The sequence below is a fragment of the Marinobacter xiaoshiensis genome, assembly GCF_031631795.1.
Lineage (GTDB): Bacteria > Pseudomonadota > Gammaproteobacteria > Pseudomonadales > Oleiphilaceae > Marinobacter > Marinobacter xiaoshiensis.
In genome coordinates this window covers 465,537-483,109 of record NZ_JAVMBO010000003.1, presented here as the reverse complement: position 1 = coordinate 483,109, position 17,573 = coordinate 465,537, and the positions used below count along the sequence as shown (strand labels likewise).

16 protein-coding genes and 1 riboswitch are annotated in these 17,573 nt (G+C 56.0%); of the genes, 11 read left to right on the top strand and 5 right to left on the bottom strand.

All coding sequences use genetic code 11. From position 1 onward, the window contains the following. Positions 1–70: 70 nt before the first annotated feature. Complete coding sequence (locus tag RKA07_RS02185; protein ID WP_200370725.1) at positions 71–973, bottom strand: helix-turn-helix transcriptional regulator; 903 nt, start codon at positions 971–973, stop codon at positions 71–73. A gap of 218 nt (positions 974–1,191) precedes the next feature. Between RKA07_RS02185 and RKA07_RS02180 the strand changes: the two genes are divergently transcribed. The 6 genes from RKA07_RS02180 to RKA07_RS02155 all read left to right on the top strand — a co-directional run bounded on the left by RKA07_RS02180 (position 1,192) and on the right by RKA07_RS02155 (position 7,165). Further along, positions 1,192–2,478 (top strand): MFS transporter, encoded by a 1,287-nt coding sequence (locus RKA07_RS02180; protein ID WP_310965434.1) that lies wholly within the window; start codon positions 1,192–1,194, stop codon positions 2,476–2,478. A gap of 161 nt (positions 2,479–2,639) precedes the next feature. After that, positions 2,640–3,065: a MarR family transcriptional regulator gene (locus RKA07_RS02175; protein ID WP_200370717.1), complete on the top strand. Its 426-nt coding sequence runs from the start codon at positions 2,640–2,642 to the stop codon at positions 3,063–3,065. Between the two features lie 4 nt (positions 3,066–3,069). Continuing rightward, on the top strand, positions 3,070–4,464 hold the full coding sequence (locus tag RKA07_RS02170; RefSeq protein ID WP_310965433.1) for a DHA2 family efflux MFS transporter permease subunit: 1,395 nt from the start codon (positions 3,070–3,072) through the stop codon (positions 4,462–4,464). A gap of 38 nt (positions 4,465–4,502) precedes the next feature. After that, a riboswitch (yybP-ykoY riboswitch) is annotated at positions 4,503–4,613 on the top strand. Positions 4,614–4,692: 79 nt separating this feature from the next. Further along, the gene (locus RKA07_RS02165) at positions 4,693–5,262 is read left to right on the top strand and encodes a TMEM165/GDT1 family protein (protein WP_200370713.1); all 570 of its coding nucleotides are present in this window, start codon (positions 4,693–4,695) and stop codon (positions 5,260–5,262) included. Positions 5,263–5,315: 53 nt separating this feature from the next. Beyond that, positions 5,316–6,365, top strand: a complete 1,050-nt coding sequence (locus RKA07_RS02160; RefSeq protein ID WP_310965432.1) for a L,D-transpeptidase family protein — start codon at positions 5,316–5,318, stop codon at positions 6,363–6,365. A 47-nt stretch (positions 6,366–6,412) separates the two neighbouring features. Beyond that, complete coding sequence (locus RKA07_RS02155) at positions 6,413–7,165, top strand: SDR family oxidoreductase (RefSeq protein WP_200201510.1); 753 nt, start codon at positions 6,413–6,415, stop codon at positions 7,163–7,165. Positions 7,166–7,232: 67 nt separating this feature from the next. Here RKA07_RS02155 and RKA07_RS02150 read toward each other — a convergent pair whose 3' ends face one another. The 4 genes from RKA07_RS02150 to RKA07_RS02135 all read right to left on the bottom strand — a co-directional run bounded on the left by RKA07_RS02150 (position 7,233) and on the right by RKA07_RS02135 (position 11,288). Beyond that, a complete protein-coding gene (locus tag RKA07_RS02150) occupies positions 7,233–7,514 on the bottom strand; it encodes an Lpp/OprI family alanine-zipper lipoprotein (RefSeq protein ID WP_200201509.1) in 282 nt (93 codons plus the stop codon). A gap of 202 nt (positions 7,515–7,716) precedes the next feature. Beyond that, complete coding sequence (locus RKA07_RS02145; RefSeq protein WP_200370711.1) at positions 7,717–8,277, bottom strand: L,D-transpeptidase family protein; 561 nt, start codon at positions 8,275–8,277, stop codon at positions 7,717–7,719. A 108-nt stretch (positions 8,278–8,385) separates the two neighbouring features. Then, positions 8,386–10,110 carry a potassium/proton antiporter gene (locus RKA07_RS02140; protein ID WP_310965431.1) on the bottom strand — a complete coding sequence of 575 codons (1,725 nt, stop codon included), beginning with the start codon at positions 10,108–10,110 and terminating at the stop codon, positions 8,386–8,388. A gap of 107 nt (positions 10,111–10,217) precedes the next feature. Then, positions 10,218–11,288, bottom strand: a complete 1,071-nt coding sequence (locus tag RKA07_RS02135) for a substrate-binding domain-containing protein (RefSeq protein ID WP_310965430.1) — start codon at positions 11,286–11,288, stop codon at positions 10,218–10,220. A gap of 98 nt (positions 11,289–11,386) precedes the next feature. Between RKA07_RS02135 and RKA07_RS02130 the strand changes: the two genes are divergently transcribed. The 5 genes from RKA07_RS02130 to RKA07_RS02110 all read left to right on the top strand — a co-directional run bounded on the left by RKA07_RS02130 (position 11,387) and on the right by RKA07_RS02110 (position 17,509). Then, complete coding sequence (locus RKA07_RS02130; RefSeq protein WP_310965429.1) at positions 11,387–11,911, top strand: formate dehydrogenase subunit gamma; 525 nt, start codon at positions 11,387–11,389, stop codon at positions 11,909–11,911. Between the two features lie 17 nt (positions 11,912–11,928). After that, positions 11,929–13,488: a formate dehydrogenase beta subunit gene (locus tag RKA07_RS02125; RefSeq protein WP_310965428.1), complete on the top strand. Its 1,560-nt coding sequence runs from the start codon at positions 11,929–11,931 to the stop codon at positions 13,486–13,488. Positions 13,489–13,576: 88 nt separating this feature from the next. Further along, positions 13,577–16,426 carry a formate dehydrogenase subunit alpha gene (gene fdhF / locus RKA07_RS02120; protein WP_310965540.1) on the top strand — a complete coding sequence of 950 codons (2,850 nt, stop codon included), beginning with the start codon at positions 13,577–13,579 and terminating at the stop codon, positions 16,424–16,426. Then, on the top strand, positions 16,407–17,279 hold the full coding sequence (gene fdhD / locus RKA07_RS02115) for a formate dehydrogenase accessory sulfurtransferase FdhD (protein ID WP_310965427.1): 873 nt from the start codon (positions 16,407–16,409) through the stop codon (positions 17,277–17,279). Before fdhF ends, fdhD begins: the two co-directional genes overlap by 20 nt. Then, a complete protein-coding gene (locus RKA07_RS02110) occupies positions 17,276–17,509 on the top strand; it encodes a formate dehydrogenase subunit delta (protein WP_200370698.1) in 234 nt (77 codons plus the stop codon). The genes fdhD and RKA07_RS02110 overlap by 4 nt, the downstream gene beginning before the upstream one ends. The last annotated feature ends 64 nt before the right edge of the window (positions 17,510–17,573 follow it).

Below are 17,573 nucleotides of genomic sequence, written 5' to 3'. Positions count from 1 at the left end.
CAGCAGCAATAGAATTAAAACTAGGGCGCGAAGGTATCCGGCTCTTGGATTCACACTGCTCGCTTAACGGTTAACGGAGGCCCGCAACGGCTTTCAGAGCACGCTCACGTTTGCTGCCAAACCCTAGGTGGTCCGGATTGGTCAGCTCAAGCTGCTGAACGAGGGGGTCGGGGTGGTAGTTATCCAGAGTGATGCCCAGGCGCGATAACACATAGGGTGCAAGAGCCGCGCGGGTCTCAACTTCCAGGCAGCCATGTTCCATGCCGTAATCCAGCTCGATGATTTTTTGCTGTGCTTCGGTAAGGCGGTGATCCGGGGAGATGGACATGGTAACCGTGCGGTTCCAGTCTTCGTCCTGCTGTATCGAGTGCTTGGCTTTTTGCCGCAGGGCCACAGGTGCAGCATGGAAACGGCTGAGGGCAAAGTCCCGGAACTCCCGGTTGGAATCGCACCAGGCTCGCAGGTGCCAGTTATCACCTGTGCACACCAGAGTATGTGGCTCAAGAATACCTTCTACGGCTTCGGGGCGGCTCAGTGAGGAGTAGCTGGCCCGGAGTTGCCTGCCATGGCGTGTTGCTGTTACCACAGCGCGCATGGTTTCGGGTGCAATGACTCTGTTGGGGCTGTATACAACGGTACTGTCTGGCAAGCCGATATCCAGGGCTTCAAATGTGCTGCTGAGGCTTTGCTGGCGGGCCAGAAGATCCAGGTACTCGCTGACATGCCCGCGGGTTACTACAGGCTGGTAGCGGGGAGATGGCACATAGCCCTTGAGATGGCGATCATAAACAAGGTTGCCCGGAGCGAGTTCGCGCAGGTATGTATTGATATCCTTGGATGCCTGCTGCCTGCCGATGCCAAAGCTGTGGCAAATGTGGTTTGTCGTAAGGCGACCTTCCCACAGTGCGATGGTTTCGATGAGACGGTAGCGAAGCAGCAAATCCCATCGGATGGGCCAGTCCGTTTTTTTCATAACCAGGCGCTCACGGTTTCGTTGAATAATGATTATTGATGTTACCTCCTATGGACTTGCGGGTCTGTTACGGCACATTAATGTAAAATATTGTAAAACGTCGCCATGGCCGCTTGTTGGTATGCTTTGAGGCCTTCTTCGGCTTCGGGAAGTGCTTAGTAGTCAGGCCCGCAAAGGGCTGCTGTAATAGCTTGTTAGAAACCCCCGGAGTTTCCGCCATGACCCGAATGGTCGCCTCTCTTTCAGCTCTCCTTTTGAGCATCGTTTTGCTGGTCAGCGGAAATGCATTTCTGATGACGTTGCTGGGTATTCGCCTGAGCATTGAAGCGGTTTCGCCCGACATCATCGGCTGGGTGCTGGTGTGCTATTCCATCGGCTTTGTTCTGGGCACTCTCTACGTACACCATATTATCGGCCGTGTTGGGCACATACGCGCGTTTGCCGTATTTGCAGCGATTGCGGCGGTAACGTCACTAATGTACCCGATGGCGATATCGATGGTGTTCTGGGCGCTCCTGCGTGTGCTCTCCGGTTTTACCATTGCTGGTGTTCTGGTCGTTATTGAAAGCTGGTTCTCCAGCCGCGCGAGCAACAGCAATCGCGGGGCAATGTTCGCGGTATACCAGATTGTTTTTTACCTTTCTGCTGCAGGTGGTCAGCTCATAATCAACGTGGGCGACCCCGCCAACTTCATGCCGTTTTCCATTGCTGCAATCTTGCTGACACTGGCGTTGGTACCTCTGTCGCTAACGCGGATGGAAGCGCCGGTTATTGAACAGGTGCAGCGCATCTCCTTTTTCACGCTGGCCCGAGAGTCGTTCACCGGTGTTGCCGGCGCCCTGATCTGTGGCGTGCTAATTGGTGGGTTTTATGCCATGGGGCCGGTTTACGCCACCCTGATGGGGCTTGATGTCGCCAAAATTTCAACCTTTATGGCCAGTGCTATTATTGCGGCCATGCTGTTGGCCTGGCCTTTGGGGCGGCTTTGTGACCGCTTTGATCGTCGCCGTGTAATGTTCTGGGTGGTGTCTTTTGCCGCACTTGCAGCGGTTGGTGTCAGCTTTACCGGTGCAGATAACCTTTGGCAGCTAACGCTTCTTGTTGGCGCGTTCACTGGCCTTTCGGCAACGATTTACCCGATCTCCGTTGCGATCACCAACGACCGTATGGAAAGCACACGTATTGTGGCGGCCAGTGCCACGCTGCTGCTTAGCTATGGTGTTGGCAGCGTGATTGGTCCTATTGTGATGGCTGAACTGATCAACCTGCTGGGTCCGAAAGGTTTGTTCCTGGGCAACGCCGGGTTCCTGCTGGTTCTTGCCATCGTTACATCCCTGCGCATTACCTACACAGAAGACGTGGCAGTAGAAGATCAGGAGCACTATGTGCCGGCTATGCCGGAAACATCCTCTGTGCTTACTGAACTCGATCCGCGAAATACAGAGTTCTGCGAGTCCCCCGAGGTTGAAGAAATGCATGAAGAGTCCCTGCGCCAAACGGGCTGACTCACAGGATCTGTATTTTTTGCCGATTCTGTTTTGCGTTTACATCTATTTTTAATACAATTGTTAGCTTACTATTGGTAGCTTTCCTGTAATGTAAGCCTTTTGGTCGGCGCTGCGCGATTCGCGGAGCGCGAATCCGGCCCCGGAACGGAGTATTAGTTATGAAAGATCAGTTCCCTTTTGCTGTCGCCCGGGTAACCCGTCGCTGGCGCAAGCTGTTAGACGAACGCCTGAAAGATCTGGGTGTTACCCAGGCTCGCTGGACCACAATGGTCTACCTGCAAGAAGGCGGTGAAGGCCTGACCCAGCGCGAACTGGCCGGATTGATGGCCATTGAGAACCCGACACTTGTGCGCCTGCTCGATAGCCTGGAACAACAGGGGCTGATTGAGCGCCGGGCATGCCCTAACGACCGCAGAGCCCGTCGACTGCACCTGACCGACCCAGGCCGTGAATTCATGGAAGTCCTCACCGACCGCGCCAACATGCTTCGGGACGAAATGCTCGAGGGCGTGGACGAGGGCGATATTGCAGTTGCCTTGAAGGTGTTCCACAGAATCATGGAAAACGGCGAAAAGCAGAAGTAATCACTTGAGTGATAATTCAGTTGCGGGGCTGACGGCCCGATATGGTAACAGCTGGCGCTGGCTAGCCGTCTGCACGGTCATGGTGGGCACCATCGCTACGGTGCTGAGTGCCACTGTGGTGAACGTGGCGCTCCACGAAATCATGGTGGAATTCAATATCCGCCAAGGCATGGTGCACTGGCTGGCAACCGGGTTTATTGCAGCCATGACCACCACCATGCTGGGCTCTTCATGGCTGCTTGATCACTTTGGCGTGCGCAAGACGCTGGCGGTTGCCATGGCCGCGTTTACGGTGATTTCCGTGATTGGCGGTTTTGCCAGTTCGCCGGAGCAACTCATTGCGGCCCGAATTGGCCAAGGCGCCATGGCTGGCCTTATGCAGCCCATGGGTATGTACCTGGTGTTCCGCATCTTTCCCCGCAATAAACGCGGTCAGGCTATGGGTATCTATGGCATGGGTGTGGTGCTGGCCCCGGCACTCGGGCCGGTTCTTGGCGGCTTTCTGGTGGATCAGCTGGACTGGCGTTTTGTAATGTTTGCACCAGCACCGGTCACGTTCATTGGCGTATTTATGGCACTGAGATTTCTGCCGGTGCCAGCCACCCGGCCAGCTCCTTACCGCTTTGATCTGCCCGGGCTGGTGTTGCTGGGTGCCACTATCGGGTTTGCCCTTGATACTCTGAACCGCCTGCAAAACCTGGGTGGCCAGGAGGTTCGGGTTGCCCTCGAAGGGCTGGTGGCTCTGGTGTTTCTGCTCATGTTTGTACTGCGTGAAAGGCGCATAGAACACCCCCTGGTGAATGTTGGCCTGCTGCGCAAGCCCAGCTTCCTTTACGCCAATCTGGGCGCTATGGCACTGGGGTTGGCCCTGTTTGGTTCCACTTACCTGATACCGCTATACGTTCAAACGGCCTTGGGCTACACAGCTACTCAGGCAGGGCTGTTGATGCTGCCAGCGGGCATTGTTTTGGGAATGACCTTCCCACTGGCGGGAAAACTGGCTGACCGCGGCGGCGATGCCCGCAAACTGGTTATTTTCGGCATGGCGATGTTTGCTTCATCGGCTATCCTCTTTGCGTTATCCAATCTTACTCTGGCGTTTGGCTGGCTTGCGCTATGGACGGTGTTCGGCCGGATAGGAATAGGGTTTATGCTGCCATCCTTGTCTATAGGCGCACTGAACCCGCTCAAACCCGAAGAGCTGGGCGCAGGCTCCAGTACCATCAACTTTACCCGTCAGTTGGGTGGCGCTTTTGGCGTGAACATTGTGGCACTGACTATTGAGTTCGGTGAGCACAGCGGTGGCGTACCCACCATCAATGCGTTCCATACGGCCTGGTGGCTGGTTGCTGTGTTTGTGGCGGTTGCGGTGGTGCCTGTTTGGCGCATGCGTGCCTAGTGATTTGCCAAACTCCGCGTGATTGACTAACATTGGTCCAACTCTTCAGGGGAGTAGCCTCCGCATCGGTTATCCGGGGCGGACGGTAGTCAACATACTTGGGGCTCAATCCCCATGGCTACCGTGTTTCACTTGGATTCAGTGAAATTGGCAAGACCTGAGGCAGTTTCACCTCCAAGGGCGGAAGGTGGGCTGTCTCATGTCTGATCATCCGCCCCGGAAGATTCCATGGACGCATTTCTCACCTCCACAGTAGCGGTTGCCATTGCCGAGATTGGCGACAAAACCCAGCTACTCTCTCTTTTCCTTGTTGCTCGCTACTCCCAGCGTACCCCCATTATCATGGGCATACTCGTTGCAACAATCCTCAACCATGCGCTTTCGGCCTGGCTTGGAGCCTGGGTGGCTGCCTGGATCCCTGCTGCCTGGTTACCCTGGATTCTTGCCGTAAGCTTTGTGGTAATTGCCTTGTGGCTGTTAGTGCCAGACAAAGATGACAGTGAAAACTCGCGATTTCTTGGCATGGGTGCCTTCACCGCAACCACGGTGATGTTCTTTCTGGCAGAGATTGGCGACAAAACCCAGATTGCCACGGTTGTTCTGGCGGCCCGCTATACGGAGACGTCCTGGGTTGTTATCGGTACAACAGCGGGGATGTTGCTGGCCAATATACCGGTTATCATAGCGGGGCACTGGTTGATGGACAGATTGCCACTGGCAAGTGCCCGGGTTTGTGCAAGTATTTTGTTCGCAGTTATGGCGGTTGCAACACTGTCATCCGTGGTTTGGAACTACTGAGAGTGTCGGCTGTCACTGAACGCTAAGAAGCAGGGTTTTCTGGAATGGGATTTATGGGATTTAAAACGTATTCGGTACTGGCTCTGCTGGCGGCGATTCTGGCTGTTCAGTCTGCGTGGGCTGCAAAACCAAAAAGCACACCTGAGCAGCCTGCTGCTGCACAGGCAACGGATCGTAGCCCTCGTGTACCCACGTTCGAGATCAAGGGGGATCTGGCGGGCCGTCTCGACGTGTTTACCACCCAGTATGAGGATACCTTTGCCGAAGTGGGCAGCCAGCTTGCAATGGGCTATCTGGAATTGGTGAAAGCCAATCCGGGGGTTGACCCCTGGCTGCCGGGTGAAGGCACCACCATTACCCTGCCACGCCAGTACATAATTCCTGATGCCCGCCGCGAAGGCATTGTGATTAACCTTGCGGAATACCGGCTTTACTATTTCACCGAAAAGGGTGTGCAGGTGTATCCAGTGGGCGTCGGCACATCTGAGAACCCATCCCCCCTGGCCGACGCAAAGGTCACCATGCCTCTGGAATCTCCGGCATGGTATCCCCCTGAGAGCATTCGTGCCGAGCATGCAGCCTCTGGCGATTTCCTGCCCCGCATGATCCCGCCTGGCCCGGATAACCCGTTAGGAACTCACGCTCTTTTGCTGAGTGAGAAGGGCTATCTGATTCACGGCACCAACAAGCTGTTTGGCGTTGGCATGCCTGTTAGCCATGGTTGTTTCCGCATGTACAACGAAGATATCTCGCGTTTCGTATACCAGGTGAGCAAGGGAACATCGGTACAGATCGTAAATAAGCCGGTAAAACTGGGTCTTTCCGGAGGGGAAGTCTGGCTTGAAGTTCACCGCCCCCATGAAGACTACAGCCAGCAGGAGAGGGATCGCCTTTGGCGTGAAGTGACTCAGGAAGTTGAAGCCTTCCGCGTGAAATATCCGGGTGTTGAGGTGCAGCGCAAAGCGATAGAGCTGGCGGTGGATCAGGCAGACGGTATTCCGACTATGGTTGGTGAGCAGGTTTCAAGAGTGGCTTCGGATAAAACGCCCAAAGACAAACAGAGCCCTGAATCGGCCGAGCCGGAACAGAAGCTGTATTTCTGATTTCACCACTGTGCGGTTTTCCATCTAACAATAAAACGGGAGAGTTCATGAAGCGCACCATACTGATCACCGGAGCCAGTTCCGGGCTTGGTGAGGGCATGGCCCGCGAGTTTGCGGCCAGAGGTGATAACCTGGCCCTGTGCGCTCGTCGCACCGAGCGGCTGGAAGCCCTGAGGGAGGAGTTGGCGGGTAAATACCCGCAGATCACCATCAGTATTCGTGCTCTTGATGTAAATAATCACGAACAGAATTTTGAGGTGTTCCGGGCCTTTCAAGAGGAATTTGGCACCCTGGACCGGATTATCGTTAATGCCGGCATTGGCAAAGGCCAACCTCTGGGCACTGGTGCTTTCAACGCCAACCGCCAAACTGCAGAAACCAACTTTGTTGCCGCCCTGGCGCAAATGGAAGCGGCCATGGAGATTTTCCGTGAGCAAAACCGGGGGCACCTGGTTACTGTGTCGTCAGTAACTGCTGTGCGAGGCATGCCGGGTAATGTGAACACCTACGCGGCAACCAAGGTAGGCCTTGCGGCGCTTTCAGAGGGCTTGAGGGTTGAGCTGAAAAAGGCGAAATCCCCCATCAAGGTGACAACGCTGTATCCGGGCTACATCAGAACGGCAATCAATGAGAAGGTGAAGAATGCGCCGTTCATTGTGGATGCACAAACCGGTTGCAAGGCGATGGTGAAAGCCATTGAGTCCGGGAAGAGCGAGAGTTTTGTACCCGGCTGGCCCTGGACGCCTATCGGTTTCCTTATCCGCCGCCTGCCGGTTTCGGTATTGGCGAAGCTGTTCTGACGAATCAGACGCAATAAAAAAGGCCGGGATTCCCGGCCTTTTTCTATCGTGCTTTCAAGCAGAAGTATTACTTCTTGCTTGCACGCTCAAGCATACGCTTGGCGCGCTCGTTTGCTTCGTCAGCAGATTTCTGAGCTGCTTTAGCGGCGGCCAGTGCACGGTCAGCGGTCTGCTGGGCAGAACGCGCAGCGCTTGCTGCACTGTTAGCGGTGTTCAGTGCCTTGTCTGCGGACTGCTCAGCAGAGCTTGCAGTTGCATTTGCTTCGTCAAGAGCGCCCTGATCGGTAGTTGCACAGCCTGCAGTCAGAGCAGTAGCCAGTGCGATTCCGGCGATTGTCAGTTTACGCATTGTAAATCCCCTTATTGGTCGAGTTATTTCCTGATGTTCCAAAAGTCAGTGTAGACGACTTTTTCACAGCTGCGGCCCGATAGGCATTGACTACCGGAGTCGTGAAACAGTGTAAAACACTCTGAGAGTAAATGTTAACTCAGTATATGTATATTTTCTTAGGATGTGACAGCAACTTAATACTTGTGCCACGGGGATGTCATCAGGGAAGGATGCGAATTGGGGTGCCGTCGTTGACCAGTTGCCAGATTTCATCCATCTCCTGGTTGTTGACTGCAATGCAGCCATTGGTCCAGTCCAGTCCGGCATAGGCAAAGGCCATATCCTCGGCGCCATTTGGCAAGCCGTGGATCATAATGCTGCCACCAGGGCTCAACCCCCAGTTTTCGGCCATCTCGCGATCTGTTTTGCTAGGGTAGGAAATATGAATGGACTTGTAAAAGTCGCTGCCGGGGTTCCGCCAGTCAAGAGTGTACTCGCCCTCGGGGGTACGCTGGTCGCCCTCGTAGAGCTTGTGCCCCTCGGGGTTATCCCCAAGGGATATGCGATAGCTGCGTACAACTTCTTCCCCGTTCATCAGGTAAAGACGGCGTTGCCCTTTTTTCACCAATACCTTGTTCACCACCAGGGAGTCGCTTGGTGAATCCTTGACTACCGGCATGTGGGTATCGGCTCTGGCCAGCAACTCTGTGCCATAGGCCGGAACACAAGCCGTAATGAAAAACGCCAGGAGGAATCGGGGTAATAAACGGGGAATAGCCATATCCTAAGCTTACCAATGATTAATCTTTACGCAGTTCAGTTTATAACATAACTGCTCATTGGAATGTTAAGGGGTTTTGTTAACTTTTATGGCTATCTCGCGCATAGGTCACACGTTTTGTGACCGATCCATTTTTAAGCCTACCTTGGTGACCTGGTCGGCCTCTGTTGCCCTTGCCACCAGCGTGACGGGCCCGAGGACCACGGTATCGCCAATAACCGGGTGGCCCTTGGTGCGTTTGGCAAAGCACTCAGCCAGCGACAGCTCCGGGGCCAGCTCATCAAACTCAATGCCGTAAACCTGCTCTACATCACCAAGCAGCGCATCGCCGTTCAGCACAAAGTCCCCAAAAAAAGCTCTTTCCGCGAGATACTTCGGCGTGTGACGGCCGCTTAGTGCTTTGCCCAGCTCCTTCAGCACGCTCGGCGTCGCAAACATAGCCACCATGTCGCCACTGGACACTTCCAGATCAGCCTCGGGCTGCAGGCAAACCTGGTTGCGGAAGACTCCCGCAACGGCAGTGTTTTCCGGAAAGCGCAATTGGCCGAGCACCCTTGGGGATTCCCAGTTCTCGCCTCGCAAGGGGAATAGCATGAGCTCGTGGTCGCCGGCTGCCGGTACATCAAGCGGCAATCGCCGAAAAGGCTCGCCGTTTGCGGGGATTTCCAGGCGCAGCAGGCGCGCAAGGGGCGTAATTGTGGTGCCTTGAACCAGCAGGGAAACCAGAACGATAAAGAAGGCCGCATGGAACACCAGTTGTGCCTCCGGTAGGCCGGCTATGATCGGGAACAGCGCCAGTACGATTGGCACGGCACCCCGCAGGCCCACCCAGCTGATAAAACCCAGCTCCCGGCGATTAAACCCGAAGGGCCAGAGGGTCGCCAGAACGGTGATGGGGCGGATCACGAAAATCAGTGCCAGTGCCAGTACCAGGCCCGCCCCCGCCAGTGGCAACAGGTCGGAGGGGTTCACCAGAAGGCCCAGAATCAGGAACAGGCAAAGCTGAGCCAGCCATGCCAGGCCGTCATGCACCTGCAGAATCATCGGCATCATCCTGACCTTGCGGTTACCGATCACTACGCCACAAAGATAGATCGCCAAAAACCCACTGCCGCCCAACAGGTTAATTACGGAGAACAACAGAATGCCTGCGGCTACTACCAGCAGTGGATAGAGTGAGGGCATCAGGCGGATGCGATTAGTCAGTTCGGAAATCAGAAAGCCGCCAAGGACGCCGCCAATACCACCAATGCTGAACTGCTTGAACAGCAGAATAAGCGAATCCTGAATGGCGTGGTCGCCGTCACTGGCAATCAGGGTAACCATCATCAGCGTCAGGAAGATCGCCATAGGGTCGTTACTGCCGGATTCGATTTCCAGAGTGGCACTCACCCGCTCATTCAGGTGCAGCCCGCGCCCCTGAAGTAGCGAGAAAACCGCTGCCGCGTCGGTGGATGAAATAATGGCCCCCACCAGCAATGCGGTCATCCAGCTCAGATCGAAAACCAGCCAGGCGACCAGCGCCGCGCCCAGTGCTGTCATGGCAACCCCAACCGTGGCAAGCAGCATGGCGGGTTTCAGGCCTACGCGGAAGGTTTCTGCCCGGGTTCGCATTCCGCCGTCAAGCAGGATAACGCCCAGTGCGAGGCTGGCTACAAGGAAGGAGAGTTGGAAATCGTCAAACTCGATGCCGCCCGGGCCGTCTTTGCCCATCATCATGCCCACCGCCAGGAAAACAAGCAGCACCGGCATGCCTACCCGGCTGGAAAGCGGGCTCAAAAGGATGCTGATGACAAGCATCAGAGCACCGACCAGGGTGAGCATTGGGTCCATCAGAACTCCGTATGTGACTGCTTGCCGGGAAATGGCGGAAGCGCGAGTGGGCTAGCTCAAGTTTGCCCATCGCGGGCCCGATAGACAAGTAAGAGTGTTCCTCAATGTCATCTTGCAATCAGCGCATCAAACGTGGTGATTTCGCCAGGATTGTCTGGCTCATATCCTGACACCGTGTTGATGCGGTCTATCAGTGCCGGTGATTTCATCAATGCGGTCAGGTACTCCAGAGTGGCAGCGGGCAAGCGATCCTGACGGTAGATCAGCATGTAGTGCTCGCAGGCCAGCTCAATAAATCTCAGATTGAACTGCTCCGCCGCAGCCTGCACGCCAAAACCCACTTCTGCCATGCCGGAAGCGACAAAAGCGGCAATGGCAGTGTGAGTAAATTCCTGTTGAGGGGTGCGGTTAATCCGGCTTTCGGCGATGCCTTGCTGCTTCAATAAAAGGTTAAAGAGAACTCGGGTGCCGGAATGGCGATCGCGGCTTACAAAACTGAGCCCGGATTCGCTCAGGTCCTGCAGGGTGCGAATGTGTTCATGCTCACCTTTGCGCATCATCAGCCCTTCGCGCCGGGTAACAAAACGGATCAGGCGATGATTGTTGTCGCTCAGGTGCCGTTGGTAGTGGCTGAGAATCTGTCGAGCGAGTGCCGGGCAGGTCGGTATGTGAAAACTCGCAACGTCGCATTCACCGCTATTGAGTGCAGAAAGAGCGTCTTCCGGGTTCCGGTACTGCAGGTTGATGTTTACCTGCTGTGAAAACTCCGGCAGCAGTGCCACCGAGTACCCGTGGCTGGCATGCAGGCGCAGGGTGGGTTGCGCACCCGCGAGCAACTGCTGAACCTGATCGTTAAGTTCTGCCGTCATGCTGTCGATTTGCGGTCCCAGCCGGGCTTTCACCCGGTGCTCTGCCCACAGCAGCGTTTCGCCCAAAGCTGAGAGTTGGCTACCGTGGCCCTTGCGCATAATCACCAGAGGCAGGCCCAGAATGTCGGCCGCCCGGTTCAGGAGGTTCCACGCATGGCGGTATGAAATCCCTGCAGTTGCTGCCGCAACCGTTAGCTTGCCTGTGTCGCGAATGCTTTCAAGCAAACGAAACAAAACCGGCTCGAAGAACTCGTCGGCATCGGTGCGAAACACCCAGGCAGGGACAATGTCCAGTTTTTTGTTATGCATTCGAGTTCATATTCCTTAGGTGTGCTGGGAGTGCTAATTTGGCTGCAGAGAGCTTGTTTACTGTATCAGAATAAAAACAGGTAGGAACAATTATGCATATGTCAGAGAACGCTAACCACAGCGCGGCGGGGACGACCCTGCCCGAGGACTGGAGCCCTGACATCATCCGTCAGCAAGTCGCAGCTTTGCAGCATGAGCCCGGCGCACTTTTACCCATTCTGCATGCCATACAGAACCGCATTGGTTATGTGCCGGAGGGTGCCGTACCCATCATTGCCGAAATGTTGCAGCAGAGCCGCGCTGATATTCACGGGGTTATCAGCTTTTATCACCACTTTCGCACCCGCCCTGCCGGCAGCAACCTGCTGGAAGTATGCCGTGCGGAAGCGTGCCAGGCGCGGGGTGGCCGCGCATTTGAACGACACGTTCAGGAAAAACTGGGTGTGGACTACCACCAGACCACAGCGGACAACGAGTTCACCCTCGAGCCTGTGTATTGCCTGGGCAATTGTGCCTGTGGCCCTTCTATTCGCATAAACAACGAAACCATCGGGCGAATGACTCCACAGAAATTTGACCAGCTGGCGGACAAGCTCACAACGTCTGTCCTTCAGCTAAAGTAATAGCAGGAGCAAAACTCATGACAATAACAGTGTATGTGCCCTGCGACACCACAGCTCTTTCTCTGGGTGCTGACAGAGTGGCACAAGAGCTGCTGAATGCGGCGGCCACACTCAATCTGGATATCCACTTGGTGCGTAATGGCTCGCGCGGTTTGTTCTGGCTGGAGCCCTTGGTAGAAGTGCAAACGCCCTATGGCCGTATGGCCTATGGCCCTGTGGAACCCGGTCAGGTGAACGAACTGGTGGCCGCTGGCTTATTTGAGGGGCACCCGGACCACCCCTTGTATCTGGGGGATATCACGCAACATCCCTACTTGCAGCAACAGCAGCGCCTTACCTTTGCCCGAATCGGCATTACCGACCCTGTCTGTATTGAAGACTACATTGCCCACGGTGGCTTTGCAGGGCTGAAAAAAGCCGCAGCGCTTACGCCCCAGGGCATTGTTGATGAAGTAAAAACCTCTGGCCTGCGCGGCCGGGGCGGGGCTGCCTTTCCCGCAGGCATCAAATGGCAAACCGTGCTGGATGAGCCTCGCGAACAGCAAAAATACGTGGTGTGCAACGCCGATGAAGGCGATTCCGGCACCTTTGCTGATCGCCTGGTAATGGAGTGTGACCCCTACATGCTGATTGAAGGCATGGTGATTGCCGGCCTGGCGGTGGGCGCGACTCTGGGCTTCATATACGTGCGTTCGGAATACCTGCTGTCCAAAAAAATGCTGGATGAAGCCATTCGCAGGGCAGAAGCCCACGGCTATCTGGGTGATAACGTTTGCGGCAATGGCCGCAAATTCCACCTGGACGTGCGCCTCGGCGCAGGTGCCTATATTTGTGGTGAAGAAACCTCATTGCTGGAAAGCCTGGAAGGCAAGCGCGGGCTGGTTCGTTCCAAGCCGCCGCTGCCCGCCATCAAGGGCCTGTTCGGGCAGCCAACAGTAGTAAACAACGTGCTCTCGCTGGCGGCGGTGCCCTTCATTATGGCTCACGGCGGCAAAGCCTACGCCGATTACGGCATGGGTCGCTCGCTGGGCACCCTGCCCATTCAGCTGGCGGGCAATATCAAACAGGGTGGTTTGATCGAACTGGCCTTTGGCGTGACCCTGCGCAAAATTCTGGAAGAGTTCGGTGGCGGCTCGTTTAGCGGTAGGCCTATGAAAGCCGTGCAGGTGGGCGGCCCGCTCATGGCCTACATGCCGGAAAGCCAATGGGACACTCCCATGGATTATGAGGCCTTCGCCGCACTCGGTGCCGGCATCGGCCACGGTGGTGTGGTGGTGTTTGATGACACCGTGGATATGGGCGAACAAGCCCGTTTTGCCATGGAGTTCTGCGCTGTTGAATCCTGCGGCAAATGCACACCCTGCCGGATAGGTTCGGTACGCGGCGTGGAAGTGATTGATCGCATCCGTGCCGGCGAGAACCAGACCAGCAATCTGGAATTGCTGGAAGACCTGTGTGAAACCATGGTAGACGGCTCCCTCTGCGCCATGGGCGGCATGACCCCCTTCCCGGTTCAGAGCGTTATGAAATATTTCCCCGAAGACCTGATGGCCAGTCCGCGCCAGGTGGAGGCTTGATATGTTGCACTACTTCGATCCAATTACCCAAAGCTACGAGCCTGGCAAGAGCGGCCTGAACCCTGATTTCGACTCTTTTTCCAGGGATATGGGCACACCGCCCAGTCTCTCAGAAGAATTGGTATCCATATCGGTGGATGGTCGTGATATCACGGTTCCCGAAGGCACCTCGGTATTACGCGCAGCCGCATTGGCGGGCATCAACATCCCCAAATTGTGCGCTTCCGACAACCTGGAAGCCTTTGGCTCCTGCCGCCTGTGCGCGGTAGAGATCGAAGGCCGCCGCGGTTACCCGGCCTCCTGCACTACACCAGTGGCCGAAGGCATGGCCGTTACCACCCAGACCGGCAAGCTGGCGAAACTGCGCCGCAACATCATGGAGCTTTATATCTCCGACCACCCGCTGGATTGCCTCACCTGCCCCGCCAACGGCAATTGCGAGCTGCAGGATGTGGCCGGCGTAGTGGGCCTGCGGGAAGTGCGTTACGGGTTTGAGGGCGAGAACCATCTGGAGGCTGAAACCGACAGCTCCAACCCCTATTTCAGCTTCGACCCCAGCAAGTGCATTGTCTGTTCCCGCTGCGTGCGCGCTTGCGACGAGGTGCAGGGCACCTTTGCACTGACTATTGAAGGCCGCGGCTTTGATTCCAAAGTGGTCGCCAGCCAGAACGACCCGTTCATGGATTCCGAGTGCGTGTCTTGTGGCGCCTGTGTGCAGGCCTGCCCTACGTCCACCTTGATGGAAAAAAGCGTGATCGACGCCGGCCAGCCCGAGCACAGCATAGTCACCACCTGCGCCTACTGCGGTGTTGGCTGCTCGTTCAAGGCTGAGATGAAAGGCGATCAGGTTGTGCGCATGGTTCCTTACAAAGGCGGCGAAGCCAACCATGGCCATTCCTGTGTGAAAGGCCGGTTTGCCTTTGGCTATGCCACCCACGAGGATCGCATCAGGGAACCGATGATTCGCGATTCCATCAACGACCCGTGGAAAGTCGTGTCCTGGGACGAAGCCCTGGCATTCGCAGCGAAAAAACTCAAAGACACTCAGGCCCAATACGGCCGTGAAAGCATTGGTGGCATTACCTCTTCGCGCTGCACGAACGAAGAAACCTATCTGGTGCAAAAACTGGTGCGGGCAGCCTTTGGCAACAACAATACCGACACCTGTGCGCGGGTATGCCACTCCCCTACAGGTTATGGCCTCAAAACCACCTTGGGCGAATCCGCCGGCACCCAAACCTTTGATTCGGTAATGAAGGCCGACACCATCATGGTGATTGGCGCCAACCCAACTGATGCCCACCCGGTATTTGGCTCACTGATGCGCAAGCGTTTGCGCCAGGGTGCCAAGTTGATCGTAATCGATCCGCGCCGCATTGATTTGGTCCACACACCCAATGCCGAGGAAGGCCTGCACCTGCCGCTGCGCCCCGGCACCAACGTGGCCATAGTGAATGCCCTGGCCCATGTGATTGTGACCGAAGGCCTGGAAGATCAGGCGTTCATCAACAGCCGCTGCGACACAGAGGCCTACAACACCTGGCGTACCTTTATTGCGGAAGAACGTAACTCCCCCGAAGCCATGGAAGCGGTTACCGGCGTACCTGCAAGTAAAGTACGGGAAGCCGCCCGCCTTTATGCCAAGGCGGGCAACGGCGCCATCTATTACGGCCTGGGCGTAACTGAACACAGCCAGGGCTCCACCATGGTGATGGGCATTGCCAACCTGGCGCTGGCCACGGGCAACATTGGCAAAGAGGGGGGCGGCGTGAACCCGTTGCGCGGGCAAAATAACGTGCAGGGTTCCTGCGATATGGGCTCCTTCCCCCATGAGTTGCCTGGCTACCAGCATGTGAACGATCAAGCCGTGCGTGAGCGCTTCGAAGCTGTATGGGGTGTGCCCATCGATAACGAACCGGGGCTGCGCATTCCGAATATGTTTGACGCAGCCATCGCTGGCAGCTTCAAGGCTCTTTACGTGCAGGGCGAGGATATTGCCCAGTCAGATCCCAACACCCAGCATGTAGAAGCGGCGCTGAAAGCATTGGACTGCCTGATTGTGCAAGACATCTTCCTGAACGAAACCGCCAAGTTCGCCCATGTGTTGCTGCCGGGTTCCACCTTCCTTGAAAAGAACGGCACCTTCACCAACGCGGAGCGCCGCATCAACCGCGTGCGCAAAGTGATGGAGCCCGTTGCGGGCATGGAAGATTGGGAAGTAACCATGGCGCTGTCTAACGCTCTTGGCTACCCCATGCACTACAACCATCCTTCTGAAATCATGGATGAAATTGCATCGCTAACCCCCACGTTTACTGGCGTGAATTACGACAAGCTGGAGCAGTTGGGCAGCATTCAGTGGCCCTGCAACGATGAGTACCCGGATGGCACGCCCACCATGCACACGGTGGATTTCCCTATCGGCAAGGGCCGGTTTGCAGTAACCGAGTACCTGGCTACCGAAGAACGCGCAAGCCGCCGCTTCCCGCTGCTGCTGACCACAGGGCGAATCCTGTCCCAGTACAACGTCGGCGCCCAAACCCGCCGCACCAGTAACAGCGACTGGCATGAAGAAGACGTGCTGGAACTGCACCCAAGCGATGCAGAACTGCGCGGCGTAAAAGACGGTGACTGGCTGGGCATCAGCAGCCGCGTTGGCCATACAGTGCTGCGAGCAAAAGTGAGTACCCGAATGTTGCCGGGCGTGGTTTACACCACCTTCCATCACCCAAGCAGCGGTGCCAACGTGGTCACCACCGACAATTCCGATTGGGCCACCAACTGCCCGGAATACAAGGTAACTGCCGTTCAGGTAGAAAAAGTGTCCCAACCATCGGATTGGCAGCGTAACTTTGTAGACTTCGACAAGCGCCAGAAGTCCTTGCTGAAGCCGGCCATGGAAAGCGAGGGAGGCAGCTATGCAAACGCTCTCAAATAACCAGGGGCAGGTCGCCATGGCTGATACACCCGCAATTATTTCGCCGCCTATGAGTGAGGCCAGGGTGAGTGTACGCGGTGGTATTGAAGGTGCCCGATCAAGAGACCTGATTGCCGAAGAGGTTCCGGTCGCCATGGTCTACAACGGCGTGTCCCATGCCGTGATGATGGCTTCTCCCTGCGATCTAGAAGATTTTGCGCTGGGTTTCAGCCTGAGCGAAGGCATTCTGCAGCGGCCGGATCAACTCTTCAGCATCGAGATAAAACCGGGCGAAGACGGTATAGAAGTAGACATGCACATTGCCGGCGACTGCTATGCCCGCCTGCGCGAGCAGCGTCGCAACATGGCCGGCCGAACCGGCTGCGGGCTCTGCGGTACGGAATCACTGGCCCATGTGGTGCGAACCCTGGAGCAAGTCGCGCCGCAGCCACTCCCAGGCGACAAGGCTGTGCAGGATGCGCTGAGCCATTTGAAGAAGCACCAGCCGTTACAACTGCAAACCGGGGCAACCCACGGCGCAGCCTGGTGCGATTCTCAGGGCAGAATTGTATTGGCGCGGGAAGATGTAGGCCGGCATAACGCACTGGATAAACTGATTGGTGCCCGGCTACGGGAGCATGGCGATCAAGCCTTCAATGAAGGCTTTGCCCTGATCTCCAGCCGGGCGAGTTTTGAAATGGTACAGAAAAGCGCCAGCGTGGGCATCGGCAGCCTGGTGGCAGTGTCTGCCCCCACGGCTCTGGCCATTCGAGAAGCACAAAAAAGCGGTATGAACCTTATCGGATTTGCCCGCCCGGGCCGCCACGTAATCTATACCTGTGGAGCGGCAACGGCTGAGGAGAAAACGTTGTGAGCGACCAGCAGCTGAACAACCTGATTAAAATGCTCGACCAGATAATTGCTAACAACCTGCATTACGGTGATGATGACAAGGTGACAGATGTAGCCGCCGATCACCTGCATAAGTTCTGGGCCCGCAGTATGAAACAGCTGATAATTGCTCACGCAGACCAAAGCCCGGAAGAGCTGTCTGGATTGGCGCGGTCGACAGTTATAAAGTTGAAAACACACATCAACCGGTAGCACATGTCTGGAATTGGTAAGCAGGAACAAGGGTATGTTTAGTTAGTTTTGATCACTGGCTTGC

What these genes read in the sequence shown, in the direction of transcription:
- RKA07_RS02185 (WP_200370725.1), bottom strand. Translation starts at nt 973, where the DNA reads ATGAAAAAAACGGACTGGCCCATCCGATGGGATTTGCTGCTTCGCTAC.
- RKA07_RS02180 (WP_310965434.1), top strand. Translation starts at nt 1,192, where the DNA reads ATGACCCGAATGGTCGCCTCTCTTTCAGCTCTCCTTTTGAGCATCGTT.
- RKA07_RS02175 (WP_200370717.1), top strand. Translation starts at nt 2,640, where the DNA reads ATGAAAGATCAGTTCCCTTTTGCTGTCGCCCGGGTAACCCGTCGCTGG.
- RKA07_RS02165 (WP_200370713.1), top strand. Translation starts at nt 4,693, where the DNA reads ATGGACGCATTTCTCACCTCCACAGTAGCGGTTGCCATTGCCGAGATT.
- RKA07_RS02160 (WP_310965432.1), top strand. Translation starts at nt 5,316, where the DNA reads ATGGGATTTAAAACGTATTCGGTACTGGCTCTGCTGGCGGCGATTCTG.
- RKA07_RS02155 (WP_200201510.1), top strand. Translation starts at nt 6,413, where the DNA reads ATGAAGCGCACCATACTGATCACCGGAGCCAGTTCCGGGCTTGGTGAG.
- RKA07_RS02150 (WP_200201509.1), bottom strand. Translation starts at nt 7,514, where the DNA reads ATGCGTAAACTGACAATCGCCGGAATCGCACTGGCTACTGCTCTGACT.
- RKA07_RS02145 (WP_200370711.1), bottom strand. Translation starts at nt 8,277, where the DNA reads ATGGCTATTCCCCGTTTATTACCCCGATTCCTCCTGGCGTTTTTCATT.
- RKA07_RS02140 (WP_310965431.1), bottom strand. Translation starts at nt 10,110, where the DNA reads ATGGACCCAATGCTCACCCTGGTCGGTGCTCTGATGCTTGTCATCAGC.
- RKA07_RS02135 (WP_310965430.1), bottom strand. Translation starts at nt 11,288, where the DNA reads ATGCATAACAAAAAACTGGACATTGTCCCTGCCTGGGTGTTTCGCACC.
- RKA07_RS02130 (WP_310965429.1), top strand. Translation starts at nt 11,387, where the DNA reads ATGTCAGAGAACGCTAACCACAGCGCGGCGGGGACGACCCTGCCCGAG.
- RKA07_RS02125 (WP_310965428.1), top strand. Translation starts at nt 11,929, where the DNA reads ATGACAATAACAGTGTATGTGCCCTGCGACACCACAGCTCTTTCTCTG.
- fdhF (WP_310965540.1), top strand. Translation starts at nt 13,577, where the DNA reads ATGGGCACACCGCCCAGTCTCTCAGAAGAATTGGTATCCATATCGGTG.
- fdhD (WP_310965427.1), top strand. Translation starts at nt 16,407, where the DNA reads ATGCAAACGCTCTCAAATAACCAGGGGCAGGTCGCCATGGCTGATACA.